This window comes from Paenibacillus terrae HPL-003 (assembly GCF_000235585.1).
GTDB lineage: Bacteria > Bacillota > Bacilli > Paenibacillales > Paenibacillaceae > Paenibacillus > Paenibacillus terrae_B.
Genome location: NC_016641.1, coordinates 1,587,970 through 1,612,721 on the forward strand (window position 1 = coordinate 1,587,970; position 24,752 = coordinate 1,612,721).

Annotated in this window: 19 protein-coding genes and 1 rRNA gene; 9 read left to right on the top strand and 11 right to left on the bottom strand. The window is 46.5% G+C overall.

What is annotated here, in order from left to right:
• Positions 1-146: 146 nt before the first annotated feature.
• The 10 genes from HPL003_RS07280 to rpmH form a co-directional block, all read right to left on the bottom strand.
• Positions 147-989 carry a ParB/RepB/Spo0J family partition protein gene (locus HPL003_RS07280; RefSeq protein WP_014278999.1) on the bottom strand — a complete coding sequence of 281 codons (843 nt, stop codon included), beginning with the start codon at positions 987-989 and terminating at the stop codon, positions 147-149.
• Positions 982-1,743 carry a ParA family protein gene (locus HPL003_RS07285; RefSeq protein WP_014279000.1) on the bottom strand — a complete coding sequence of 254 codons (762 nt, stop codon included), beginning with the start codon at positions 1,741-1,743 and terminating at the stop codon, positions 982-984. The genes HPL003_RS07280 and HPL003_RS07285 overlap by 8 nt, the downstream gene beginning before the upstream one ends.
• Positions 1,744-1,932: 189 nt before the next feature.
• Complete coding sequence (gene noc, locus HPL003_RS07290; RefSeq protein WP_014279001.1) at positions 1,933-2,751, bottom strand: nucleoid occlusion protein; 819 nt, start codon at positions 2,749-2,751, stop codon at positions 1,933-1,935.
• Between the two features lie 433 nt (positions 2,752-3,184).
• Positions 3,185-3,907, bottom strand: coding sequence for a 16S rRNA (guanine(527)-N(7))-methyltransferase RsmG (gene rsmG / locus HPL003_RS07295; RefSeq protein WP_014279002.1), 723 nt, complete (start codon positions 3,905-3,907; stop codon positions 3,185-3,187).
• Positions 3,907-5,796, bottom strand: a complete 1,890-nt coding sequence (gene mnmG, locus HPL003_RS07300) for a tRNA uridine-5-carboxymethylaminomethyl(34) synthesis enzyme MnmG (protein ID WP_014279003.1) — start codon at positions 5,794-5,796, stop codon at positions 3,907-3,909. The genes rsmG and mnmG overlap by 1 nt, the downstream gene beginning before the upstream one ends.
• 99 nt (positions 5,797-5,895) lie before the next feature.
• The gene (gene mnmE / locus HPL003_RS07305) at positions 5,896-7,272 is read right to left on the bottom strand and encodes a tRNA uridine-5-carboxymethylaminomethyl(34) synthesis GTPase MnmE (protein WP_014279004.1); all 1,377 of its coding nucleotides are present in this window, start codon (positions 7,270-7,272) and stop codon (positions 5,896-5,898) included.
• Between the two features lie 164 nt (positions 7,273-7,436).
• Entirely contained in the window at positions 7,437-8,195 is a 759-nt protein-coding gene (gene jag / locus HPL003_RS07310) for an RNA-binding cell elongation regulator Jag/EloR (RefSeq protein ID WP_014279005.1), read from the bottom strand.
• Positions 8,192-9,064 carry a YidC/Oxa1 family membrane protein insertase gene (locus HPL003_RS07315; protein ID WP_014279006.1) on the bottom strand — a complete coding sequence of 291 codons (873 nt, stop codon included), beginning with the start codon at positions 9,062-9,064 and terminating at the stop codon, positions 8,192-8,194. Before HPL003_RS07315 ends, jag begins: the two co-directional genes overlap by 4 nt.
• A 71-nt stretch (positions 9,065-9,135) precedes the next feature.
• Positions 9,136-9,486 (bottom strand): ribonuclease P protein component, encoded by a 351-nt coding sequence (gene rnpA, locus HPL003_RS07320; protein ID WP_013312817.1) that lies wholly within the window; start codon positions 9,484-9,486, stop codon positions 9,136-9,138.
• Between the two features lie 262 nt (positions 9,487-9,748).
• Entirely contained in the window at positions 9,749-9,883 is a 135-nt protein-coding gene (rpmH, locus tag HPL003_RS07325; RefSeq protein WP_007433250.1) for a 50S ribosomal protein L34, read from the bottom strand.
• Positions 9,884-10,858: 975 nt separating this feature from the next.
• Between rpmH and dnaA the strand changes: the two genes are divergently transcribed.
• The 6 genes from dnaA to gyrB all read left to right on the top strand — a co-directional run bounded on the left by dnaA (position 10,859) and on the right by gyrB (position 17,214).
• A complete protein-coding gene (dnaA, locus tag HPL003_RS07330) occupies positions 10,859-12,241 on the top strand; it encodes a chromosomal replication initiator protein DnaA (protein WP_193372623.1) in 1,383 nt (460 codons plus the stop codon).
• Between the two features lie 186 nt (positions 12,242-12,427).
• On the top strand, positions 12,428-13,570 hold the full coding sequence (dnaN, locus tag HPL003_RS07335) for a DNA polymerase III subunit beta (RefSeq protein ID WP_014279008.1): 1,143 nt from the start codon (positions 12,428-12,430) through the stop codon (positions 13,568-13,570).
• A 46-nt stretch (positions 13,571-13,616) separates the two neighbouring features.
• Positions 13,617-13,835 carry a S4 domain-containing protein YaaA gene (gene yaaA / locus HPL003_RS07340; RefSeq protein WP_014279009.1) on the top strand — a complete coding sequence of 73 codons (219 nt, stop codon included), beginning with the start codon at positions 13,617-13,619 and terminating at the stop codon, positions 13,833-13,835.
• 54 nt (positions 13,836-13,889) lie between these two features.
• Positions 13,890-15,005 (top strand): DNA replication/repair protein RecF, encoded by a 1,116-nt coding sequence (gene recF, locus HPL003_RS07345; RefSeq protein WP_014279010.1) that lies wholly within the window; start codon positions 13,890-13,892, stop codon positions 15,003-15,005.
• Between the two features lie 16 nt (positions 15,006-15,021).
• Entirely contained in the window at positions 15,022-15,273 is a 252-nt protein-coding gene (gene remB, locus HPL003_RS07350; RefSeq protein ID WP_014279011.1) for an extracellular matrix regulator RemB, read from the top strand.
• A gap of 30 nt (positions 15,274-15,303) precedes the next feature.
• Entirely contained in the window at positions 15,304-17,214 is a 1,911-nt protein-coding gene (gene gyrB / locus HPL003_RS07355; protein WP_014279012.1) for a DNA topoisomerase (ATP-hydrolyzing) subunit B, read from the top strand.
• Positions 17,215-17,315: 101 nt separating this feature from the next.
• Here the strand turns inward: gyrB and HPL003_RS07360 are convergent, their stop codons facing one another.
• Positions 17,316-18,143: a YheC/YheD family protein gene (locus HPL003_RS07360; protein WP_014279013.1), complete on the bottom strand. Its 828-nt coding sequence runs from the start codon at positions 18,141-18,143 to the stop codon at positions 17,316-17,318.
• Between the two features lie 469 nt (positions 18,144-18,612).
• On the opposite strand from HPL003_RS07360, the gene gyrA reads away from it, so the two are divergent.
• From gyrA to HPL003_RS07375, 3 genes are all read left to right on the top strand, one after another.
• Positions 18,613-21,189, top strand: coding sequence for a DNA gyrase subunit A (gyrA, locus tag HPL003_RS07365; protein WP_014279014.1), 2,577 nt, complete (start codon positions 18,613-18,615; stop codon positions 21,187-21,189).
• Positions 21,190-21,403: 214 nt separating this feature from the next.
• Positions 21,404-22,492 (top strand): HD-GYP domain-containing protein, encoded by a 1,089-nt coding sequence (locus tag HPL003_RS07370; protein ID WP_014279015.1) that lies wholly within the window; start codon positions 21,404-21,406, stop codon positions 22,490-22,492.
• A gap of 365 nt (positions 22,493-22,857) precedes the next feature.
• Positions 22,858-24,415: ribosomal RNA gene (locus tag HPL003_RS07375) — 16S ribosomal RNA — on the top strand.
• The last annotated feature ends 337 nt before the right edge of the window (positions 24,416-24,752 follow it).

Sequence of the window (24,752 nt, forward strand, 5' to 3'; positions counted from 1 at the left end):
TTTATACGTTTGAGAACAGCGAAACAAATAACAGAAGGCTATTAGTTTAACCATCCAGACTATTCTGATTCCTTCACTTTCAGACAAAGCAAAGACATATCTCACTTCCCATTTCGCTCAAGGAGACATGTCCTATTTCGTACAGACTACTGCAATAGTTCCAGTAATCTTTCCAAATCCTGCTGGCTGTAATAATTCAATTCGATTTTACCTTTATCCTTGTTATGCTTGATTTTCACAGTTGTTTTAAAACGTTCACGTAAGGACTCCTCCATATGATCAATAAAAGGGTCCTTTTTTCTCACCTTGGTCTTGGCCTTCGCCTCACCAGGTTTATGATCCAACTGCTGTACAGCTTCTTCCAGTTCTCGAACACTCCACTGCTGCTCAATACATTGTGTTGCCAGTTGCTTCACCATATCTGGATCTTTAAGCCCAACAATCGCTCTGGCATGTCCCATAGATAATGTTCCACGTGAAACATGATCCTTAACTTCCTCCGGTAATGCAAGCAAACGAAGAAAATTCGCAATATGAGAGCGCGACTTACCCACTTTCAAGGATAATTCCTCTTGAGTTAACGAGAACTGATCCATTAATCCCTGATAAGCTACTGCTATTTCCATTGCGTTCAGATTTTCACGCTGCAAATTCTCAATCAGGGCAATCTCCATTACCTGCTGATCGGTAAAATTGCGAACAACCACAGGTATCGTCGAATTCCCACAATATTGAGAAGCCCGAAATCTTCTTTCACCTGCAATAATTTCATAGCCTCTTAATACACTACGCGCAATAATAGGTTGGATAACACCGTGCTGACGAATGGATTCTGCCAGTTCTTTAATCGATTCCTCATCAAACGTTTTTCGAGGCTGGTACGGATTTGCACGCAACTGACTAAGCGGAATGTCAACAACCTTGTCCTCATCATTGACTGTAAGGGAGGGAATGAGTGCATCCAACCCTTTTCCCAACCGTTTACTCATAAGATGCCACTTCCTTTGCCAACTCAATATATACCTCTGCCCCACGGGAGCGGGGATCATACGTAATAATGGACTGGCCATGTGATGGTGCTTCACTGAGTCTCACATTGCGTGGAATAATCGTCTGATAAACCTTGCTTTGAAAATACTTTTTCACTTCTTCAATCACCTGAATACCCAAATTGGTGCGGGCGTCAAACATCGTCAACAACACGCCTTCGATTTGCAGCGACGTATTCAAGTGCTTTTGTACCAATCGCACCGTATTCAGTAGCTGACTTAATCCTTCCAATGCGTAATATTCACATTGAATGGGGATAATGACCGAATCAGAGGCTGTTAAAGAATTAAGTGTCAAAATCCCCAACGACGGAGGGCAATCAATCAATATATAATCGTACTTATGCTTGACGAGCTGGAGTGATCTTTTTAATCTTAGTTCGCGAGAAATGGTCGGTACCAACTCGATTTCCGCTCCTGCCAGCTGAATGGTGGCCGGAATAATATCCAGTCCCTCAATCTGTGTACTGACAATCGCTTCGATAGGATCAACCTCATTAATGAGTACATCATAAATGCAATTTGCCACATCCGCCTTATTGATACCCACACCACTGGTTGTATTACCTTGCGGGTCGATATCCACGAGCAATACCCTTTTGCCGAGGGAAGCAAGTCCGGCGCCCAAATTCACGGAAGTAGTTGTTTTGCCCACTCCGCCCTTTTGATTGGCTACGGCTATTATTTTTGACACTTCATTCACCTCATAATTTAATCGGAATCCTGCTATATTTCTGTATTGCAAAATCCTTTAGTAAGACAATTCTCCATCATTAGCTTACGGATAACGGCAATTTTTTAAAATAGAATACGAGTATGCTGCGGTTTTATTTGGCGTTAGACAGAAAAAGCGGCAATTGCTGCCGCCTGTACGCTTCATCCCTTACTTACGTTTGGGGATTTGAATGACAATCTCATAGTGATCCTCATGATCGGATTCCTTGGTCTTGATATCCAAGCCTGAGCCAGACACCATATCAATGGATTGACGAATCGTATTCAGCGCAAGCCGGACATCCTTAGTAAAGGAAATCCGCTTGGATTTCTTAATCGTGGACACTTGTTTATAAAAGGCGACTCTCGCCTCTGTCTGTTTCACATTGAGTTCCTTGGCGATGACTTCATCCAAAACCTTATACTGTAGCTCTTCAGTCTCTAATGACAATAACGCACGGGCATGACGCTCGGACACTTTCCGTTCCATTAGAGCACCTTTCACTCTCTCTGGCAGGTGAAGCAGTCGTATCTTATTAGCAATAGTGGATTGGCTTTTGCCAAGTCGCTGAGCGAGACTTTCCTGGGTGAGCTGATGCAGGTCAATCAGCTTCTGGTAAGCTACAGCCTCTTCAATCGCTGTTAGCCCTTCCCGTTGGAGATTCTCAATCAACGCGATGGATGCAGCTTGTGAATCATTAAACTCACGAACAATGGCTGGAATGGTATCCATCCCCAACTTGGTAACAGCTCTCCATCGACGTTCCCCTGCTATAATTTCGTAATGTCCATTACGGAAACGAACGACAATCGGCTGAATTACACCATGCGTCTTAATGGTCTGGCATAGCTCATCAATCTTCTCGTCGTCAAATATGGTACGGGGCTGATAAGGACTGCTGACAATATCCCGAACTGGAATTTGTTTTATTTCGTCCCCAGTGGATCGCTCCGTCAAACCAAATAGCTTGGAAAATTGTTCTTTCATTCCGTATAATACCACCTAATTTCATAATAGCACCATACTAACAGCGCTTCGTGAAAAACAGTTCCTTACGCGGATCGTAGACCCTTCATATGAGACAGCGCCGTAACCGGGTACACTCCACGTATTCTCCCTGGCATTGTTGTCCCACTCCCCCTTATGTATATCTGGATTGAACGGTACGGGAAGCAGTCAACCTACATCAAAAACGATTATCTCTATTCTATCACTTTTCCAGCCATAATCCTATCGTCTCTACCAGCTTTTCGGAAGGATCAGAGAATAAATTATGTACCCAATCAGATGCCTATTTATCCATGTTCCTCTACGTCATAAGTAGAGACCTTCTGTATCTTTACGTTGTTTATGTAAAGAGCATCGCAAGCCATAAAAAAAGTGAATGTTTCACGTGAAACATTCACTTTCTTTCAATTGGTTACACTAACGGTGTTTTTAAAGGCGTACCCGGCTTACGCGGATATTTCCGTGGTGTAGCTGCTCTCTTTTCAATAATAATCATATGTCTGGCTGCATCCTCTACAGGTAACTGAAAAGCCTGAATATGCTTGATTTTCCCCTTAAGCTCTTTCAAGCTGTAGGAAGCTTCCTTGATTTCCTCCGTCGGGTCACTGCCCTTCATCGCAGCAAAGTGACCTCCTTCACGGACAAAAGGCAAACAAAATTCATTCAGCACCGCAAGACGGGCAACGGCTCTGGCTGTGACCAGATCATAGCTGTCCCTGTATCCCGTTTTACGACCCAATTCTTCTGCCCTGCTATGAATCAGCTCCACGTCTTCCAATCCCAGTTGTTCTACCACATGCGCCAGAAATTGTATGCGTTTGTTCAACGAATCCACAATGGTCAACTGAATCTGCGGAAAGCATATTTTCAAAGGAATACCGGGGAATCCTGCACCCGATCCGATATCCGCCAAGCTTTCCACATCATTTAACGGAACATAAAAAGCCAGCGAAAGAGAATCGTAAAAATGCTTGGTGTACACCGCATCACGCTCTGTAATACCTGTCAGGTTCATCTTTTCATTCCACTCAACCAGCACACGGTAATACGTTTCGAACTGCTCTAGCTGACTGTCATTAATCACAATGCTATGCTCTGCCAGTCGCTGCTTAAATTGCTGTTGTATCGCGTCCATTATGATCCCCTTGCTGCCGTTACGCGGTTATAATGCTCCAGATAAACGAGCAAAATGGAAATATCCGCAGGAGTCACACCCGAAATACGGGATGCCTGACCAATCGACATCGGACGAATTTTCGTAAGCTTCTGCTTGGCTTCCATTGCCAAACCCTGAACCTCATCGTATACGATATCCTCTGGAAGCTTTTTCTTCTCCATCTTTTGCAGACGTTCTACATGCATCAGTTGCTTCTCGATGTAGCCCGCATACTTAATCTGGATTTCGACCTGCTCCTGTTCCTCCTCAGTAAGAGCTACAGGTGAAGGTGAAATTTGTGCCACTTGTGCATAGCTGATCTCTGGTCGACGCAGCACGGTTAACAAATTACTGCCGTCCTGTATCGGTGCAGATCCGCCTTGCTCCAGCATCTCATTCACATCAACTGGACGAACCTTCGCCAGACGCAAACGTTCAATCTCTTGCTCTACCTTTTGCTTTTTATCCAAAAAGCGCTCGTACCGTTCGTTCGTAATCAGGCCGATATCATGCCCGATCGGAGTCAAACGCAAATCTGCATTATCATGACGAAGCAACAGGCGATATTCCGCACGGGACGTCAGCAAGCGGTAAGGCTCATTCGTACCCTTGGTCACCAGATCGTCGATCAGAACCCCAATGTAGCCTTGGGAGCGGTCCAGCACGACAGGTTCTTTACCCTGCACCTTACGAGCCGCATTAATGCCTGCCATAATCCCTTGGCCCGCAGCTTCCTCGTAACCGGAGGTACCGTTAATTTGGCCCGCCGTGAACAGGCCAGGTACTCTTTTCGTTTCCAACGTAGGCCACAATTGCGTAGGCACCATGGCATCATACTCAATAGCATAGCCGTTACGCATCATTTCTACCTTTTCCATCCCAGGAATCGAGCGCAGTACAGCTAATTGCACATCCTCAGGCAAGCTGGTCGACAAGCCCTGAACATAGTATTCAGATGTGTTTTTACCTTCAGGCTCCAAAAAGATTTGGTGCTTCGGCTTATCACTAAAACGCACCACTTTATCTTCAATAGATGGACAATAGCGCGGTCCTGTTCCTTCAATCAGACCGGAGAACATTGGCGCACGATGCAAATTATCATTAATAATCTGATGGGTTTCCACTGAAGTATACGTCAACCAGCAAGGAAGCTGCTCATTATCCGAAGACTTCGTTTCATATGAGAAAAACTTCGGTTGATCGTCCCCTGGCTGAATTTCGGTTTTGCTAAAATCAATCGTGTCCTTATGCACACGTGGCGGCGTTCCTGTCTTAAATCGAACCAGATCAAAGCCCAGCTCTCTCAAATGCTCAGACAATCTCAACGAAGGCTGTTGATTGTTCGGGCCACTCTCATACATCAGCTCACCCATAATGATTTTGCCACGTAAATAAGTGCCTGTAGTCAATACAACCGCTTTGCTTCGGTACTCTGTCCCCGTCTTCGTAATTACACCTACGCAATGACCGTCTTCCATAATCAGCTCTTCCACCATACCTTGGCGTAAGGTCAGATTCGGTTCCTTTTCCATCGTTTCCTTCATCGCATGCTGATAAGAGAACTTGTCTGCTTGTGCACGCAATGCATGAACCGCAGGACCTTTACCAGTATTTAACATTCTCATTTGGATAAATGTCTTATCTATATTTCGACCCATTTCGCCGCCCAATGCATCAATTTCTCGCACCACATGCCCCTTAGCAGGACCGCCTATGGACGGGTTGCAGGGCATGAACGCGACCATATCCAGGTTAATCGTAATCATCAACGTACGACAGCCCATCCGGGCTGCTGCCAAGGCGGATTCCACACCCGCATGGCCCGCGCCTACGACAATTACATCATAGTCGCCTCCTTGATATCCCATACCTTTCTTACCTCCTTATGCACTTCGGTCTTCGCATACCGAATATGCTCTTGTAATCTATAACGATAGCAGGGCTTATACCAGCCATACTCGAATATCCTATTTGCCCAGACAGAATTGTGAAAATATTTGATCGATTAACGCATCATGCGCCGTATCGCCCACAATCTCGCCCAAATGCTCCCACGCCAGCCGTACATCAATCTGAATCATGTCAATCGGAACGAATTGATCAGCGGCTTCATAGGCATCTACCAACGATTGGCGAGCCTTCTTCAACAAAGCAATATGTCGTACATTGCTGACATATGTCATATCGGCTGATTCCAGCTTACCGCTAAAGAATAACTGCGATATGGCCTGCTCCAACCGATCTGCTCCCTCATTTTCCTTTACAGACATCGGTACGATAAGCTCTTCAGGAACATAACGCAGCAGCAAATCCCGGTCTACTTGGGCCGGTAAGTCCATTTTATTCATAATGACAATCGCTTGTCTACCGCGGATTTGTTCCATTAATGCCATTTCATCCTCATGCAGCGGTTCGTTGGCGTTAATCACGATGAGCAGCAGATCCGCTTCACTGACCGCCGTTCTCGAACGCTCTACTCCGATCCGTTCCACTACATCCATCGTTTCCCGAATGCCAGCCGTATCCAGCAACTTCAGAGGAATGCTGTTAATCGTCACATATTCCTCAATAACGTCACGGGTCGTGCCCGGAATATCGGTCACAATCGCCCGTTCGCCCTGAGCCAGTGTATTCAGCAGCGAGGATTTCCCCACATTCGGTCTTCCGACAATCGCTGTGGTCAGGCCCTCACGTAAAATTTTCCCCTGCTCCGCTGTATGCAGCAGCCGATCAATTTCCGCCATGACCTGACTGCTCTTATCCTTGATCAACTCAGACGTAAAAGATTCCACATCATGCTCAGGATAATCAATGTTCACTTCAATATGAGCCAGTGTCTCTACCAGAACATGACGCAAACGGCGGATATTCTGTGACAGTTGTCCATCTACCTGCTTCAAAGCTACTGAAAAAGCTTTATCCGACTTCGAGCGAATCAGGTCAATGACTCCCTCCGCCTGACTCAGATCAATACGACCATTCAGAAAAGCACGCTTCGTAAATTCACCCGGCTCGGCCAAACGTATATTTTGTAGCAGTAGTAAATCCATCACCCGCTTAACTGCTACAACCCCACCATGGGTACTGATTTCTACAACATCTTCTGTTGTAAAAGAGCGCGGCGCTCGCATGACCGTAACTAGAACTTCCTCCACCTTTTCCTGGCTTTGAGGATCTATAATATGTCCATAATGTACCGTATGAGATGGAGCCTTGCTTAGAGGTGTTTTGCTTCGGAATAAAGTTTCCACTTCCGTAACGGCTTCTGGGCCGCTGACCCGTACAACCGCAATGCCCCCTTCGCCGACAGCCGTTGCAATGGCAGCTATGGTATCGCTCAGCATATGGTTTCTACCTCCTATCAAGTAGAAACGGCATTGCCGTCCTTGATCAAGGACGGCAACCGTTTCAGCGAGAAATATAAGAACAAATAGAGTAAAACTTATAAAGTCTTATATTTGAAAAAAAGCAATGGCTTCTGCACCTTGCAGAGAGCCATTGCGTCGGATTATTTTTTAGCAATGACGACGCGCCGATTCGGCTCGTCCCCCTTGCTGTATGTTCTAACCAGCGCATGCTGTTGAAGCTTGGCGTGAATCAGCTTCCGCTCCTGTGACGGCATTGGCTCCAGCACGACTTCCTTCCCGTAACGAATAGCTTGGTTGGCCAGTCGATCCGCCAAATCCTCCAGCGTTTTTTGCCGACGTGCGCGAAATTGCTCGGCATCCAGCACAATCCGGATGAATTTGTCAGAATGACGGTTGGCAACGATACTCGTCAGATACTGCAATGCATCCAGCGTCTGTCCCCGGCGGCCGATCAGCATGCCGAGCGAGGGACCAGATATATCCAGTATGCTTTCATCCTTGCGGTGACGCACATCCACTTCAACATCCAGCCCCATTCCCGCTGCTGTTTCATGGATAAAACGTACAGCTTCTTCATAGGGGTCTGCATGGCCCGTGGAGGCTTCCTTGCTCGCGCGTACTTCCTGCATAACAGGTTCAGCTTCCGGAACAACAGCCTGTCCCACGATAGGCGCTTGAGTCGATACATGATGTTCAGCCGCGTGTGTGGTTTCGGGAGACGGATCAGACAGTAGAGTAAGCTCTACCTTCGCCTTCTTGACCCCGAGCCACCCCAGGAATCCTTTTGACGGCTGTTCCAACACGTTTACGGTTACCCGTTCACGGCTTACTCCCAGCTGGGAGAGTCCTTGTTCTACAGCATCTTCAACGGTTTTCCCTGAAGTCACGACTTTGGTCATCTCGACTTTTTAGCCCCCTTCGTATTTCTGCCACCTTTTTTCTTGTTATTGCTATTGGAGGAACCTGTTTTCGTAAGACTGGCTGTTTTCACATTGGCCAGCGCGACTTCTTTATCTTTATTCCGATAAAGGAAATAGTTTTGAATAATCGTGTAAATATTACTGTAGAACCAGTATAACGGCAAAGCGGATGGGAAGTTATACGACATGAACAAAATCAGCACCGGATAGACGTACAGCAAAAATTGCATCGGTCCCTGCTGCGGAGTCGGATTCATTTTCATCATCATCCAGGTTTGGACGAATGTTGTGATTGCCGCCAGAATTGGCAGGATAAAGAAGTGATCCGGTTTACCTAACTGGAGCCACAAGAAATCATGATCCCGCAATGCCGAATTATAGTAAATGGCATTATAGAGCGCGATGAAAATCGGCATCTGAACGATCAAAGGAAGACAGCCCGCCATTGGGTTGACCTTGTTTTCCTGGAACAGCCTCATCGTCTCTTGCTGGACCTTCTCAGGCGTATCCTTGTATTTCGCTTGAATTTCTTTTAATTGCGGCTGAATAGCCTGCATAGCTTTAGAACTGCGTACTTGCTTGAGTGTAAGCGGCAAAATAATGGTTCGCACGATAATCACCAGTATCAGTACGGCCAGACCATACTCTCCTGAGAACCATTGGGCAAATGTATCCAGCGCATACGAAAACCAGTAAACGACATATCTTTGCCACCAAGATCCATTGGCCAAGTCTGCCGTTGTGTAAGAATTGTGAGCCGTCTGGGTACATCCTGACAGCACAGCAACAAGTGCCAATAAGGCAATCAGGAGGAACCATTTCCCCCGTTGAGTCTTCAAACGCGACACTTCATAACCCCTTTCTTAACCAATCCATTCCAACGTAAATCATACCATATCCTGTAGGACAAAGATACTGACTATCGACGTGAAGACTTGAGCAGCGAGGCTTTGCGCAGAACGTGCAGCACGCTTTTCTCCAGCTCCTGATACGACATTGTAACCGCTCCCTTGCGGACGATAAAAATCAGGTCAATTTGCTCCACCAATTCATGCTCATGATGGCGCACAATTTCCTTGACGATCCTGCGCATCCGGTTGCGGACAACTGCGTTGCCGATCTTCTTGCTGGCCGAAATTCCGACGCGGAACTGCTCTACCTCTCTGCGGCGGAACCAGTACACCACAAACTGATGGTTGGCAAAAGATTTGCCATGGCGGTATACGCGCCCAAAGTCCGCCCGGTTTCGTAGACGCAATTTTTTTTGCACGGCGCTTCTCCTTGCTCATCTCTTTTACACATGCCGGTATGCCAATCCTTACCCCTTATATAGTAAGAAGTATGGACAACATTCCGCCATGGTAATCTCGCTTATTTTACATCCATTTTCAAAAGCTTCATCTAATATAGAGCAGGTTACGGTGCTCCTCCCTCTTTTTCACTGCATTTCTACAGACATAGGGAAAGCGATCCGGCCCATAAATACCTCCATTATGAAAAAAAAGACCACCGTAGTGGTCTTTATGCACGCATTACGCACTCAATACTTTTCTGCCTTTTTGGCGACGAGCTGCCAAAACTTTACGGCCATTCTTTGTGCTCATTCTTTTACGGAAGCCGTGAACTTTTTTACGCTTGCTGACATTCGGTCTGAAAGTCGGTCTCATTGTACTGCACCTCCTTACAAGGAATACGTTTTATATGGAATATACCTAACATAGCAATCTCCACAAAAAACACCTTTGTACATTTAACCATAAATAGTGGCCAAAGTCAATGTACAGCTTAATCCCCTCCCCCAAAATCACGTACCATCCTCTCCCTCTTTTTCACGCCCAGAGAGTTTGTTCCTTCATCCAGTTCACTTATCCCACGCTCTTTTGTCTTTTATTTCGTGGATTCTCTTTGACCTTCCTTCTTCCATATCAGACCATAACCATATCATTAAAAATATTGTCGGAAACGTTACCGGAAATCTTCAACAGAAAAAACGCCCTCTGTGACCAAAAGGCAACGGCTGTTATGCACAGATCCACAAAAAAAGCTGAATTGTGATTTAAATGGTCATAACCTGTGCATAACATTTTGAGACGACAAAGAGTTATTGTCGAAAACTGAACAAATTATAAACAATATCTTGTGTTGTGAATAAAAATTGTACACAACAGATTGAATTTGTGGATAAATAACCACGAGTCATTGAAATACAAGGCTTCTTTTGCTATGATGATATTACTTTTGAATGTGAATATGTTGTTTTACCCTCCATATTATCAACACCCTGTGGATAAAGTTGTGAACAAGTTCAATTTATCCATCTTTTTATTTTTGTGCGGATTCGGGATTCTGGGGATATATTCTACATTTTTCATTTGATTTCGACATATTGCAGTCCCGTTTTGGCCTGCGGGATCAAGAGAACGGATCGTGCCGCACATACCCTCCTGAGAAATATCGCCTTTCTTCTGCCGACCAGCAGCGGATTTTTCCATTAGCTTTTTTTCAGGACCATTTTGTGCTGCGTTCTCTCATCACACTGCCGCATGATTTAGGCGGCGGTATGTCTTTTTATGGCCTTCAACAATATTTTTGGGATTTTAGGCGTTTTGCCGAAGCGCCGGGAGCAGCTCTCTGCAGCTTAAATGGCAAAATGTCAGGATTTAAAAGGAGTGACGTCTGTGGACAGCCATACCTCTGAACTATGGCAGCAAATTCTATCCATCATACAAACCAAGCTGAGTAAGCCGAGTTACGACACTTGGTTTAAAGCTACCAAGGCAGCGAAACTGAATGACCACTCCATTGTGATTTCCGCACCGACAACTTTTGCCGTGGAATGGCTTGAAAGCCGCTATACCAAGCTAGTCGGGGCAACGGTTTATGAAATTTTGGGCAAGCAGTTGGAGGTCAAGTTCGTCATTGAGGAAAACAAGCCCGCCGAGTTCGATCTCCAGCAACAGCCTCAGCAGCAGCCGGTCGTACATGAAGAAGCCGTGTCCCATATGCTGAATCCCAAATATACATTCGATACGTTCGTCATCGGATCAGGGAACCGTTTTGCCCATGCAGCATCGCTGGCCGTCGCCGAGGCGCCGGCCAAAGCTTACAACCCGCTGTTTCTGTACGGCGGCGTAGGTCTGGGCAAAACGCATCTGATGCACGCCATCGGACATTATATTTTGGAACACAACCCGGCCAGCAAGGTTGTATATTTGTCATCGGAGAAGTTTACGAACGAATTTATTAATGCCATCCGGGATAACCGCGGGGAAAGCTTCCGAAACAAGTATCGCAATATTGATATTTTGCTCATTGATGATATTCAGTTTATTGCAGGCAAGGAGTCGACACAGGAGGAATTTTTTCACACGTTCAATGCGCTTCATGAGGAACGCAAACAAATTATTATCTCAAGCGATCGTCCGCCTAAAGAGATCCCAACGCTGGAGGAACGGCTGCGTTCCCGCTTTGAGTGGGGATTGATTACGGATATTCAGCCGCCGGATCTGGAAACGCGAATTGCAATTCTCCGGAAAAAGGCGAGAGCGGAAAACCTGGATATTCCCAATGAGGCCATGATGTATATCGCCAACCAGATTGATACGAACATCCGTGAGCTGGAAGGGGCACTGATTCGCGTTGTTGCCTATTCCTCGCTGACCAATCAGGATGTGACAAGTCATCTCGCAGCCGAGGCGTTAAAGGACATTATTCCTTCCAGTCGTCCCAAAATGATTACCATTCAGGATATACAGCATCAAGTCGGGGAATTTTATAATCTGCGTCTGGAGGATTTCAAAGCACGCAAGCGGACAAAGGCTGTGGCTTTCCCACGGCAGATCGCTATGTACCTGTCCCGCGAGCTAACCGACTATTCGTTGCCGAAAATCGGTGAAGCCTTCGGTGGACGCGACCATACAACCGTCATTCATGCGCACGAAAAAATCTCCAAATCCATTCAAGTGGATCAGGAGCTGTTCAAAGTTATCAACAGCCTAATAGAAAAAATCAAAAACCCAACCTGAACAAGTTCAGAGCCTATACACAACTTATACACATGTGGATAGGCTTGATTTTATTAGGCTTACACCGACTTATCCACATATTCAGTGCGCCTATTACTATTACTAATAGATTTTAAAGATATACATCACCTAAATAAGGCCCGCGTCAACGCGTGCTTGAAGGATTAAAACCCGTAGGAGGAACTTATGAAGATCAGCATTTTGAAAAACGTATTGAACGAGGCTATACAACATGTATCCAAGGCCATATCAAGTCGGACCACGATTCCGATTTTGAGTGGTATTAAGCTGGATGTGAATCATCAGGGAGTAACGCTGACTGCCAGCGATACCGACATCTCCATTCAATCCTTTATTCCGATGGAGGATGGTGACCAAACTGTCGTTCAGGTCGAACAACCAGGAAGTGTTGTACTGCCAGCCAAGTTCTTTGTCGAAATTATCAAGAAGCTGCCGTCTCAGGAGATCCGTATGGAGGTAAAAGACCATTTCCAAACCTTCATCTCATCTGGTGCAACCGAAATTCAGATGGTGGGTCTGGACCCTGAGGAATTCCCGGTGCTTCCAAGCATTGAAGAAAATCAGGTTATCTCTGTACCAGGAGATTTGCTCAAAAACATGATTAAACAGACCGTTTTCTCCATTTCCACCCACGAAACGACACCTATTTTAACAGGGGTATTGTGGAATTTGGCTGAGGGCGAATTGAAATTTGTAGCAACGGACCGCCACCGCCTCGCCACCCGCAGCGCCCGTTTGGAAACGTCCGAAGGCTTGCGCTTCAGCAATGTTGTCATTGCAGGTAAAACGTTGAACGAGCTGAGCAAAATTATTCCGGATCAAAATATGCTTGTGGATATCGTCGTAGCAGACAACCAGGTATTATTCAAAATTGACCGGGTTCTGTTTTATTCCCGCATTTTGGACGGAACGTATCCGGATACTTCTAGAATTATTCCAACCTCCTACAAAACAGAACTGATTGTGGATACAAAAAGTTTGAGCGAATCCATTGACCGTGCTTATTTGCTGTCCCGTGAGGAAAAAACGAATATTGTAAAAATGCAGTCGCTGGAAAACGGTGGCTTGGAGATTTCCTCCAGCTCCTCCGAGCTGGGTAAAGTGCGTGAGGAAGTCACAGTCTCCAAATTTGAGGGAGAGCCGCTCAAAATCTCGTTCAACTCGAAATATATGCTTGATGTGCTGAAGGTGATTGACAGTGAGCAGCTGATGATTGCTTTTACCGGCATTATGAGCCCGATCATTTTAAAACCGGCAGACTCTAGCAATGCGCTGTACATCATCCTGCCATATCGCACCACCAACTAACCATATAGCGTCACTCATTGAGAGCAAGCGAAAGGATGAACAAGCCTTGAAACGGATATCTATACAGACCGAATACATCAAGCTCGATCAATTTTTAAAATTAGCCGATTGTGTTTCTACAGGGGGAATGGCCAAAGCTCTGTTGCAGGAGGGGCAAGTTCGTGTCAACGGTGAGCCGGAAGAACGACGCGGAAGAAAACTGTACCCGGGCGATACCGTAGAAGTAGAGGACAACGGAAGTTTCGAGATCACGGCAGGAGCATGATCGCCTGGTCGGCAAGGACTCCTTTTAGGTGCGGAGTAACAAGGGGGACCCTATGTGTTTGTGAACAATATTGTTTTGCAGCAATACCGGAACTATGAACAGCTGGAGCTGAATGAATTTGGGCCCGTTAATTTGCTGATCGGACAAAATGCGCAGGGCAAAACGAACCTGGTAGAGGCGATTTTTGTCCTGGCTCTGACCAAAAGTCATCGGACGTCGCGCGATAAGGAGTTGATCTCTTTCGGAGCTACCTCAACTCACCTTGCTGCGGATGTGGATAAAAAATACGGAAAAATCAGGCTGGATCTGTCGTTATCCACACAAGGAAAAAAAGCGAAGATCAACGGACTGGAGCAGCGAAAGCTGAGCGATTTTATCGGTTCGCTGAATGTCGTTATGTTTGCACCTGAGGATTTGGAAATCGTCAAGGGAACACCGGGGGTACGCCGCCGGTTTCTTGACATGGAAATTGGCCAGGTTGCTCCGGGATATCTGTATCATTTGCAGCAATACCAGAAAGTGCTGGTCCAGCGTAACAACCTGCTCAAACAAGCTTGGGGCAAAGATATGGCGTCCGTACAGCTAATGCTGGAGGTATGGAATGAGCAACTTGTTGAGCACGGTGTTAAAATTGTTAAAAAGCGGAAACAATTTATTACAAAGCTCCAAAAGTGGGCTCAGGCCATTCATGAAGGGATCGCTGGAGGAGCTGAGGAGTTAAAATTAACCTATGTTCCCTCCTTCAGTGAGCCGGAGGAAGAAGATGAAGCTGTCTTATTGGAGCGATTTATGATAAAGTTATCCCAAATGAGGGAACAGGAAATCCGCCGTGGTATGACTTTGGCAGGACCCCATCGTGATGATTTGGCCTTTGCCATTAACGGCAGGGAAGTGCATACGTATGGCTCTCAGGGGCAGCAGCGGACGACTGCCCTGTCCTTGAAGCTGGCTGAAATTGAATTAATCCATGAGGAAATTGGCGAATATCCTGTCCTGCTGCTGGATGATGTTCTATCCGAACTGGACCCCTACCGTCAGACCCAACTGATCGAGACCTTCCAGAGCAAGGTACAGACCTTTATTACGGCAACTGGTATTGAGACCTTGAATGCAGAACGGCTCAAGGATGCCAGTATTTATCACGTCCACGACGGGCATGTGGAACACTAAGGAGTGAGTGACCGCTATGTATATTCATCTGGGTGGAGAAAAAATCATCCGCTCGTCAGAGCTTGTGGCTATTTTCGATATCTCGATTGAAAAATCCTCTAAAATCTCCAAGCAGTACGTGAACCACGTCCAACAGCAAAAGCATGTCGAGATGATTGGTGAAGAGGAAGCCAAGTCCATCGTGGTGACTCAAAATACGGTGTACTATTCTCCCATCTCCTCAACAACTCTCAAAAAGCGGGCAAACCAGTTTGTTGCCAATGCTTAACCATAGAATCTATAGAAGTAGGTGAAAGGCATGTCTATGAATCAACCGTCTTATGATGCGGGTGAGATTCAGGTCCTGGAGGGCCTGGAGGCGGTTCGGAAACGTCCCGGGATGTATATCGGTTCCACCAGTGCCAAAGGGCTCCATCATCTGGTCTGGGAAGTTGTGGACAACAGCATTGACGAAGCGCTGGCAGGCTATTGTGACAGCATTCAAGTTGTCGTTCACGAAGATAACAGCGTTACCGTTACAGATAACGGACGCGGTATTCCGGTAAGCGAACACGCCAAAATGAAAAAATCTGCGCTGGAAGTCGTTATGACTGTGCTTCACGCAGGTGGTAAATTCGGAGGCGGAGGATACAAGGTATCCGGCGGTCTGCACGGTGTTGGTGTATCCGTAGTGAACGCCCTCTCCAGCAAAATGATCGTTCACGTCAAACGGGATGGGCATATGTACGAGCAGGAATACCATCGCGGTGTTCCGCAGTATGATGTCAGAGTCATTGGCGATACGGACGAAACCGGTACCCAAACGACGTTCTACCCGGACGATCAAATTTTTACAGAAACGACCGTATATGACTATGAGACGCTCCAAACGCGGATTCGTGAGCTAGCTTTCCTGAACAAAGGAATTGCGATTAGCTTGACCGATGAACGGACTGGCGCCAGTGATATGTTCCACTACGAGGGCGGAATCAGTGAATACGTGCAATTTTTGAATCAGAAAAGAGAAGCGCTTCATGAGCAACCGATCTATGTCGAAGGCTCACGCGATATGATTCAAGTCGAAGTTGCGCTGCAATATAACGACAGCTATACCGAAAATATTTATTCTTTCGCCAACAACATTAACACCCATGAAGGCGGAACGCATGAATCTGGCTTCAAGAGCGCATTGACCCGGATTATTAACGATTATGCACGCAAAAATGGCTTTATCAAGGACAACACCGCCAACTTGACGGGTGACGATGTGCGTGAAGGACTGACAGCGATTATCTCTGTCAAAATCCCGGAACCTCAGTTTGAAGGTCAGACCAAAACGAAGCTGGGGAACAGTGAGGTGCGCGGGATTGTCGAATCCCTGTTCGCAGAGAAGCTTCAGGAATTTCTGGAGGAAAATCCGTCTGTCTCCCGTCGCGTTGTTGATAAATCATTACAAGCGGCCCGTGCTCGTGAGGCAGCACGTAAAGCGCGTGAGCTGACTCGCCGTAAAAGTGCGCTGGAAATCAGCTCCCTCCCAGGTAAGCTGGCAGATTGTTCTTCCAAAGATGCGTCGATTAGCGAACTGTACATCGTCGAAGGAGATTCAGCGGGCGGATCGGCCAAGCAAGGCCGTGATCGTCACTTTCAGGCTATTTTGCCGATTCGCGGTAAAATCCTGAACGTTGAGAAGGCGCGTTTGGATCGTATTTTGTCCAGTGATGAAATTCGGTCAATGGTAACGGCTATGGGAACGGGGATTGGCGACGATTTCGATATTGCTAAAGCTCGTTATCACAAGGTCATTATCATGACCGATGCGGACGTCGACGGAGCTCATATTCGGACGCTGTTGCTGACATTTTTTTATCGGTACTTGCGTAAAATTATTGACGCTGGCTATGTTTATATTGCTCAGCCGCCGCTGTTTAAGGTAGAGCGCAATAAGGTCGTACGTTATGCAAACTCTGAAGCCGAACGTGATACTATCATCAGTGAATTCGGAGAAAATGCGAAGTACAACGTACAGCGTTATAAAGGTTTGGGTGAAATGAACGCAACCCAGTTGTGGGAAACGACAATGGACCCTGAGAGCCGTACAATGCTTCAAGTGACCATCAGTGATGCAATGCTGGCTGATACGATGTTCGATACCCTAATGGGCGATAATGTTGAACCGCGTCGCGACTTTATTCAGGAGCACGCCAAGTACGTGAAAAATCTTGATGTTTAAATTTACACTATTCCATCATGGTCGGCTGTATTAACTGCTTGTTATTGATGGATTTTGCCAAGGGGCGCTCAGATTGAGCGTCCCTTTTCTTGTCATTAGCTTTATGCCTTTTTCTTAGCGCGTGCAGGTTTACCCGTGGATGCTGTATAGCGGCCATAGCCTACAGCATACCTGAATATTTTATGATATAGGCTTTTGTTGGGCAGGGAAGAGAACACTTTAATGGCTGGTCTCGTATTCACCTCCAAAATCCACGGATAGATTTGCTGATCCAGTCCTATATCCAATCCAATTTCCCTCAAACGAGGATATCTTTTTTGCAGCTGCCAAGCTACCCGTTCGCCCATTTTCGATAGTTTTTGCTCCAGCCGTACCGCTTCCTTTACATCCAGATATGGAGCTACCAGTTCATTGAAAAAGCGCACTGTGCCCCCGCTGTGGTGATTGGTGACGACCTTGTCAGGAGCAGCTACGCGTCCTATGATGAGCGTCGTTTCCCATTGCTTTCTCAAGTTCATCTGTGTTAATACCCGTAGATCAAAGGGACACGCATCATGATGAAGAAGGGGGATTCCTCGTTGAATTAGATAAGGGCGCTTCCGTATGCGGTGAGAAACTGCCTTATGCAGGTCTTCCAGATTTTCGAAGGTGTGGGTCTCTATCTCATAACGAAGGATGTACCACGTTCTTTCCCCGATAATTCCCTCTTCAGTCGGCGGAAGCGGTTCAATGAGTCTCTCTGCGCGCATAACCCCTTTCCCATAAGTACCGTTATCCGGCTTAATATAGACGGTTCCGTACACTGCCAACATTTCATTCAAGTGTTCCATTGCATACAAACGTGTTTCCGGTACATAAGCGGACAACGACGGATTGGGGAGAATGACATTTGTTTTGGTCCACTTACTGGATACTCGTTGAATAGACAAGTATTCTCATCCCTTTCTTTTGAAAATGTAAGTCACGTTCCATGGAATTCACAACACTTTAACAAAACAAGGGAAACTAAAGGACAAGTGCGTAAAACAATGATATAATAGAGAAATACGGCGTTTTTTCGGAATTGTGCTCAGTTAACCCTGACCGTATACGTATTGTATGTGGAAAAGGCCTTCAGGGTGGGGGCTAATCCCCAGTTCGGGGGAATTTGTCATGATCAGGACCTGTGAGCCGTACGATGCGTTAGCCATCTACTGCTCACAGAAGGGCAACTTCTGAGGGTTTTACGCTGTAAAGCGGACAGATGTGTTTAATTGTTCTCTTTTTGTGAAAGTAATATAATTATACAGATGAGGATTTCAGCCAAAATCCTGCGCACAGAGCGGAGTATATAGGCAGTGTCTTATTAGGCTTTTCACATAGAGAGCAATGTATTGAAGGACGAGAAGGAGGACCAGCATGGCGGATCAAAAAAACTCGCAAATCATCAACAGGGATATCGGAGTGGAAATGCGCGAATCCTTTATGGATTATGCCATGAGTATTATTGTTAGCCGTGCCTTGCCTGATGTGCGGGACGGACTGAAGCCAGTACACCGCCGTATTTTGTTTGCGATGTCCGAGCTGGGCATGTCGCCAGACAAGCCATACAAAAAATCGGCAAGAATCGTCGGTGAAGTCATCGGTAAATATCACCCTCATGGTGATACGGCCGTATACGATACGATGGTTCGGATGGCGCAGGATTTTTCCTTGCGTTATATGCTGGTGGACGGACACGGTAACTTTGGCTCCGTTGATGGAGATATGGCGGCTGCGATGCGTTACACGGAAGCACGATTGTCGAAGATCGCGATGGAAATGCTGCGTGATCTGAACAAAGAGACCGTTGATTTTATGCCGAACTACGATGGTGAGGAGAACGAGCCAGTCGTGTTGCCTGCACGTTATCCTAACTTGCTGGTGAACGGTGTCGGCGGGATTGCGGTCGGAATGGCTACTAATATTCCTCCGCATAACTTGGGAGAGGTTATTGACGGTGTACAAGCACTGATTGAGAACCCTGACATTACACCGATGGAACTGATGGATTATATTCAAGGGCCCGATTTCCCGACAGCGGGTTATATCTTGGGACGTTCGGGCATTCGTCAGGCATACCAGACCGGCCGCGGATCTGTAACTATGCGTGCGAAGACCACCATAGAAGAGATTGGCAATAAAGCACGGATTATCGTGCATGAGCTGCCTTACCAAGTAAATAAGGCTCGTCTGGTTGAAAAAATTGCTGAATTAGTACGTGACAAACGTATTGAGGGCATTACCGATCTGCGGGATGAATCGGACCGTACGGGCATGCGTGTCGTTATGGAGTTGCGCAGAGATGTGAACCCGAACGTTGTTCTGAACAATTTGTTCAAGCATACGGCAATGCAGTCCAATTTCGGTATCAATATGCTCGCAATTGTAAATAACGAGCCGAAGATTCTGAACTTGAAAGATGTCTTGTATCATTACCTCAAGCATCAGGTTGAAGTAATTCGTCGTCGTACAGAGTTTGATCTGAAAAAAGCCGAGGCCAGAGCACACATTCTGGAAGGCTTGCGCACTGCCCTTGACCATCTGGACGAGGTCATTGCATTGATTCGTTCCTCACAGACCGCAGAAGCAGCGCGTGAAGGACTGATTGAACGCTTCTCGCTGTCTCCTGAGCAGGCTCAGGCCATTCTGGATATGCGTCTGCAACGCCTGACTGGCCTGGAACGTGAGAAGATCGAGAACGAATACAATGAGTTGTTGCAAAAGATTGCGGAATACCGCGAAATATTGGCCAACGAGCATCTGGTGCTTAACATTATCAGCGAAGAGCTTAATGAGCTAAGAGGACGTTTCACAGATGAACGTCGTACTGAAATTACAGTGGGTGAAGAAAGTATTCTGGACGAGGATCTTATTCCGCGTGAGGATGTTATCATTACTGTAACCCATACCGGATATATTAAACGTCTCCCCGTGACTACTTATCGTAGTCAAAAACGCGGCGGTCGTGGTGTAGTGGGGATGGATACCAAGGATGAGGATTTCGTAGAGCATCTGTTCATTACGAATTCACATCATCATTTGTTATTCTTCACCGACAAGGGTAAAGTATATCGGATTAAGGCCTATGAAATTCCTGATCTGAGCCGGACAGCCCGGGGGACACCGATCATTAACCTGATTCAGATTGAGCAGGGCGAGTCGATCAATGCGGTCATTCCGATTGAGGAATTTGTAGAGGACAGCTATCTGTTCTTTGCTACTCAGCAAGGGATTATCAAGAAGACACCGCTCGATAACTACGCTAATATCCGTAAGGGCGGCTTGATTGCGATCAACCTGCGTGAGGATGATGCCCTGATCGAAGTGAAGCTGACCGATGGACAGCAGGAAATGATCATCGGTACGGCGCAAGGCATGTCTATCCGCTTCCCTGAGGGTGATGTTCGTTCCATGGGTCGTAGTGCTACTGGGGTTAAAGGTATTACTCTCGATAAGAGTGACGCTGTAATAGGCATGGATATTGTTGATACCAGCCTGGATATCCTGATCGTAACGGCTAAAGGCTATGGCAAACGTACCCCTGTAGTGGATTACCGTGTTCAAAGCCGTGGAGGTAAGGGGATCAAGACGATTAACGTCACGGATAAAAATGGCCCAGTTGTCGGCCTCAAGGTTGTAAAAACCGAAGAGGATCTGATGATCATTACAGCCAGCGGAACCTTGATTCGGACCAGCATGGAGGAAATTTCGACGATGGGTCGGAATACACAAGGGGTAAGGCTGATCAACATCCGCGAAGATGATTCGGTTGCTACCGTTTGTCGTGCGAACAAGAATGAGGAGCAGGATGAATTGCTCGATGAACTGCTCGAGGAGCAGGATACTAACCTAGAAGTTGGTGAGGGTGCATCTCCATCACCAGATGATTCAGCTCTTAGTACGGATGTAGAGGGTACTCAAGGTAACGATTCGGAGCCTTCTGAGGACGAGTAACAATCCACCGATATAAACAGTGGTATTGGTTTTTAAATGACGGGGAAGACTCCTTGGCTATTGGTCAGGGAGTCTTTTTCTATTGCCGACAGATGAATACAGCAAGTATGCTATAAATCATATAAAATGAATGTACAGGAGCAGGTTCAAGTAATATAATGACATAATAAAACTGACAGCTAGAGCTGCTGTTATGAGAACAGAGAGGTTGACCATGACAACAGTACCCGTATCCGAATTAAAAGCAGGACTTAGATTGCAAAGCGACGTATTTACTGAAATGGGCAGCTTGCTGCTTCCGAAGGGCCGTATTCTGCTACCGCGTGATTTGGAGATTTTACAAGCGTTCCTGATTCAGCAAGTAGAAGTAGGGCCTGATGGTTCGGCAAAAGCTGGTGAAGATCATGCTACTGCTCGAGTCGGAGCGCCTGAAACGCAATCCCCTTCGTTAGAGGAACGGGATGAGTCCATTTTATTCCAGGAAGAGTACGACAAAATGGTGATGCTCGTGAAAAATGCATTCCAATCGGTACTCGTATCTAATCTATCCATATATGAGTTGCGGGGGCAGTTGGAAGCCTTACTGGTATACATCCACCGCTATAATGTAATGACGTTTACCCCGCGTGCCATGATTGAAGTTGATTATATTTTTCATAATGCGGTACTAACCTCTCTGACTTCATATTCTATTGCTCAATGGATTGGCTTGCCCCAAAAAGACTGGATGCAGGTTGCTTTTGCCGGATTACTCCATGATATTGGTAATGCCAAAATGGACCCGGCCATTCTGTACAAGCCCTCTAAATTAACGTGGGAGGAGCAGGAAGAAATTCGTCTGCATACCTCATTAGGCTACCAATTGCTCAAAAATGTGAAGGCCATTAATGAAGGAGTACGCCTGGCAGCTCTTCAGCATCATGAGAAAGTGGATGGTACCGGATATCCATTGCGACTCAAAGGGGAGCAAATTCATAGTTACGCTAAAATCGTTGGAGTGGCTGATGTATTCCATGCCATGACACTGGAGAAGACTTACCGACCAGCACAATCCCCGTATCTGGTACTGGAGCAAATCAAATCAGAATCATTTGGTAAGCTGGACCCGGGTGTTGTACAGGTTTTCATCCAAAAGCTCACTCAATTTAATAACGGAACCAAGGTGCGTCTCAATGATAACCGTACAGGGGAAATCATATTTGCCGATCGAGACCATCCGACTCGTCCATTGGTGCAGGTAAACGGGGAAATCATTAACTTAATGGTTCAAAGAGAGCTTTATATCGAGTGTATTGTCACTTAAGTAAGTTTTTTAAAAAAAACAGTTGCACAATATAATAAAAGTATGATATATTATTTCTTGTCGCTTCAAGTGTTATCAAATAAAGCGAAAAATACTTTGAAAAAAAGTGTTGACACAACTGAGAGATACATGATATACTATAAAAGTTGCTGAGGGGATGAAATAAACCCTGAAGCGAACAAGAAATGTTTGATCTTTGAAAACTGAACAACGAGTGAGTAAATGATTTTGTTCGCAAAATCAACCACGAAGATTTCGTTACATACCGCAAGGTTGTATGAAATCGGAGTGTAAAAGAGATATTTTATCTCGTCAGTTTCAAAATGAGCGAATCGCTCTTTCTATAAACCAACTTCGGTTGGTCTTTAATGGAGAGTTTGATCCTGGCTCAGGACGAACGCTGGCGGCGTGCCTAATACATGCAAGTCGAGCGGGGTTATATTAAAAGCTTGCTTTTAATATAACCTAGCGGCGGACGGGTGAGTAACACGTAGGCAACCTGCCCATCAGACTGGGATAACTACCGGAAACGGTAGCTAATACCGGATACATCCTTTCCCTGCATGGGGAGAGGAGGAAAGACGGAGTAATCTGTCACTGATGGATGGGCCTGCGGCGCATTAGCTAGTTGGTGGGGTGAAGGCCTACCAAGGCGACGATGCGTAGCCGACCTGAGAGGGTGATCGGCCACACTGGGACTGAGACACGGCCCAGACTCCTACGGGAGGCAGCAGTAGGGAATCTTCCGCAATGGGCGAAAGCCTGACGGAGCAACGCCGCGTGAGTGATGAAGGTTTTCGGATCGTAAAGCTCTGTTGCCAGGGAAGAACGTCTTGTAGAGTAACTGCTACAAGAGTGACGGTACCTGAGAAGAAAGCCCCGGCTAACTACGTGCCAGCAGCCGCGGTAATACGTAGGGGGCAAGCGTTGTCCGGAATTATTGGGCGTAAAGCGCGCGCAGGCGGCTCTTTAAGTCTGGTGTTTAATCCCGAGGCTCAACTTCGGGTCGCACTGGAAACTGGGGAGCTTGAGTGCAGAAGAGGAGAGTGGAATTCCACGTGTAGCGGTGAAATGCGTAGATATGTGGAGGAACACCAGTGGCGAAGGCGACTCTCTGGGCTGTAACTGACGCTGAGGCGCGAAAGCGTGGGGAGCAAACAGGATTAGATACCCTGGTAGTCCACGCCGTAAACGATGAATGCTAGGTGTTAGGGGTTTCGATACCCTTGGTGCCGAAGTTAACACATTAAGCATTCCGCCTGGGGAGTACGGTCGCAAGACTGAAACTCAAAGGAATTGACGGGGACCCGCACAAGCAGTGGAGTATGTGGTTTAATTCGAAGCAACGCGAAGAACCTTACCAGGTCTTGACATCCCTCTGATCGGTCTAGAGATAGATCTTTCCTTCGGGACAGAGGAGACAGGTGGTGCATGGTTGTCGTCAGCTCGTGTCGTGAGATGTTGGGTTAAGTCCCGCAACGAGCGCAACCCTTATGCTTAGTTGCCAGCAGGTCAAGCTGGGCACTCTAAGCAGACTGCCGGTGACAAACCGGAGGAAGGTGGGGATGACGTCAAATCATCATGCCCCTTATGACCTGGGCTACACACGTACTACAATGGCCGGTACAACGGGAAGCGAAAGAGCGATCTGGAGCAAATCCTAGAAAAGCCGGTCTCAGTTCGGATTGCAGGCTGCAACTCGCCTGCATGAAGTCGGAATTGCTAGTAATCGCGGATCAGCATGCCGCGGTGAATACGTTCCCGGGTCTTGTACACACCGCCCGTCACACCACGAGAGTTTACAACACCCGAAGTCGGTGGGGTAACCCGCAAGGGAGCCAGCCGCCGAAGGTGGGGTAGATGATTGGGGTGAAGTCGTAACAAGGTAGCCGTATCGGAAGGTGCGGCTGGATCACCTCCTTTCTATGGAGAATCGTTTCCTGCAATGGAAACATTCAAATATGAAGCGTAAGCTTCAAAACTCAGGTTTAGGCCTGTTACTCACTCGTTGCTCAGTTTTGAGAGCTCAAACTCTCAAGCTTCGACGAATGTTTCATTCACACATCTGTGTGGAACCGAAATATTCATCGGGTTTCGCTTCCTTGAAGCGAATTGCACCTTGAAAACTGGATACCGAAACGAAATTGCGTTTTAGAATATTCCTTTATGCTGATCTTGTGTAAACAAGTGAAATAAAGGTAGCTGTTTTGAATTTCATTCACACTTCGGTGATGAAACGAAATTCAAAACAAATCGCATT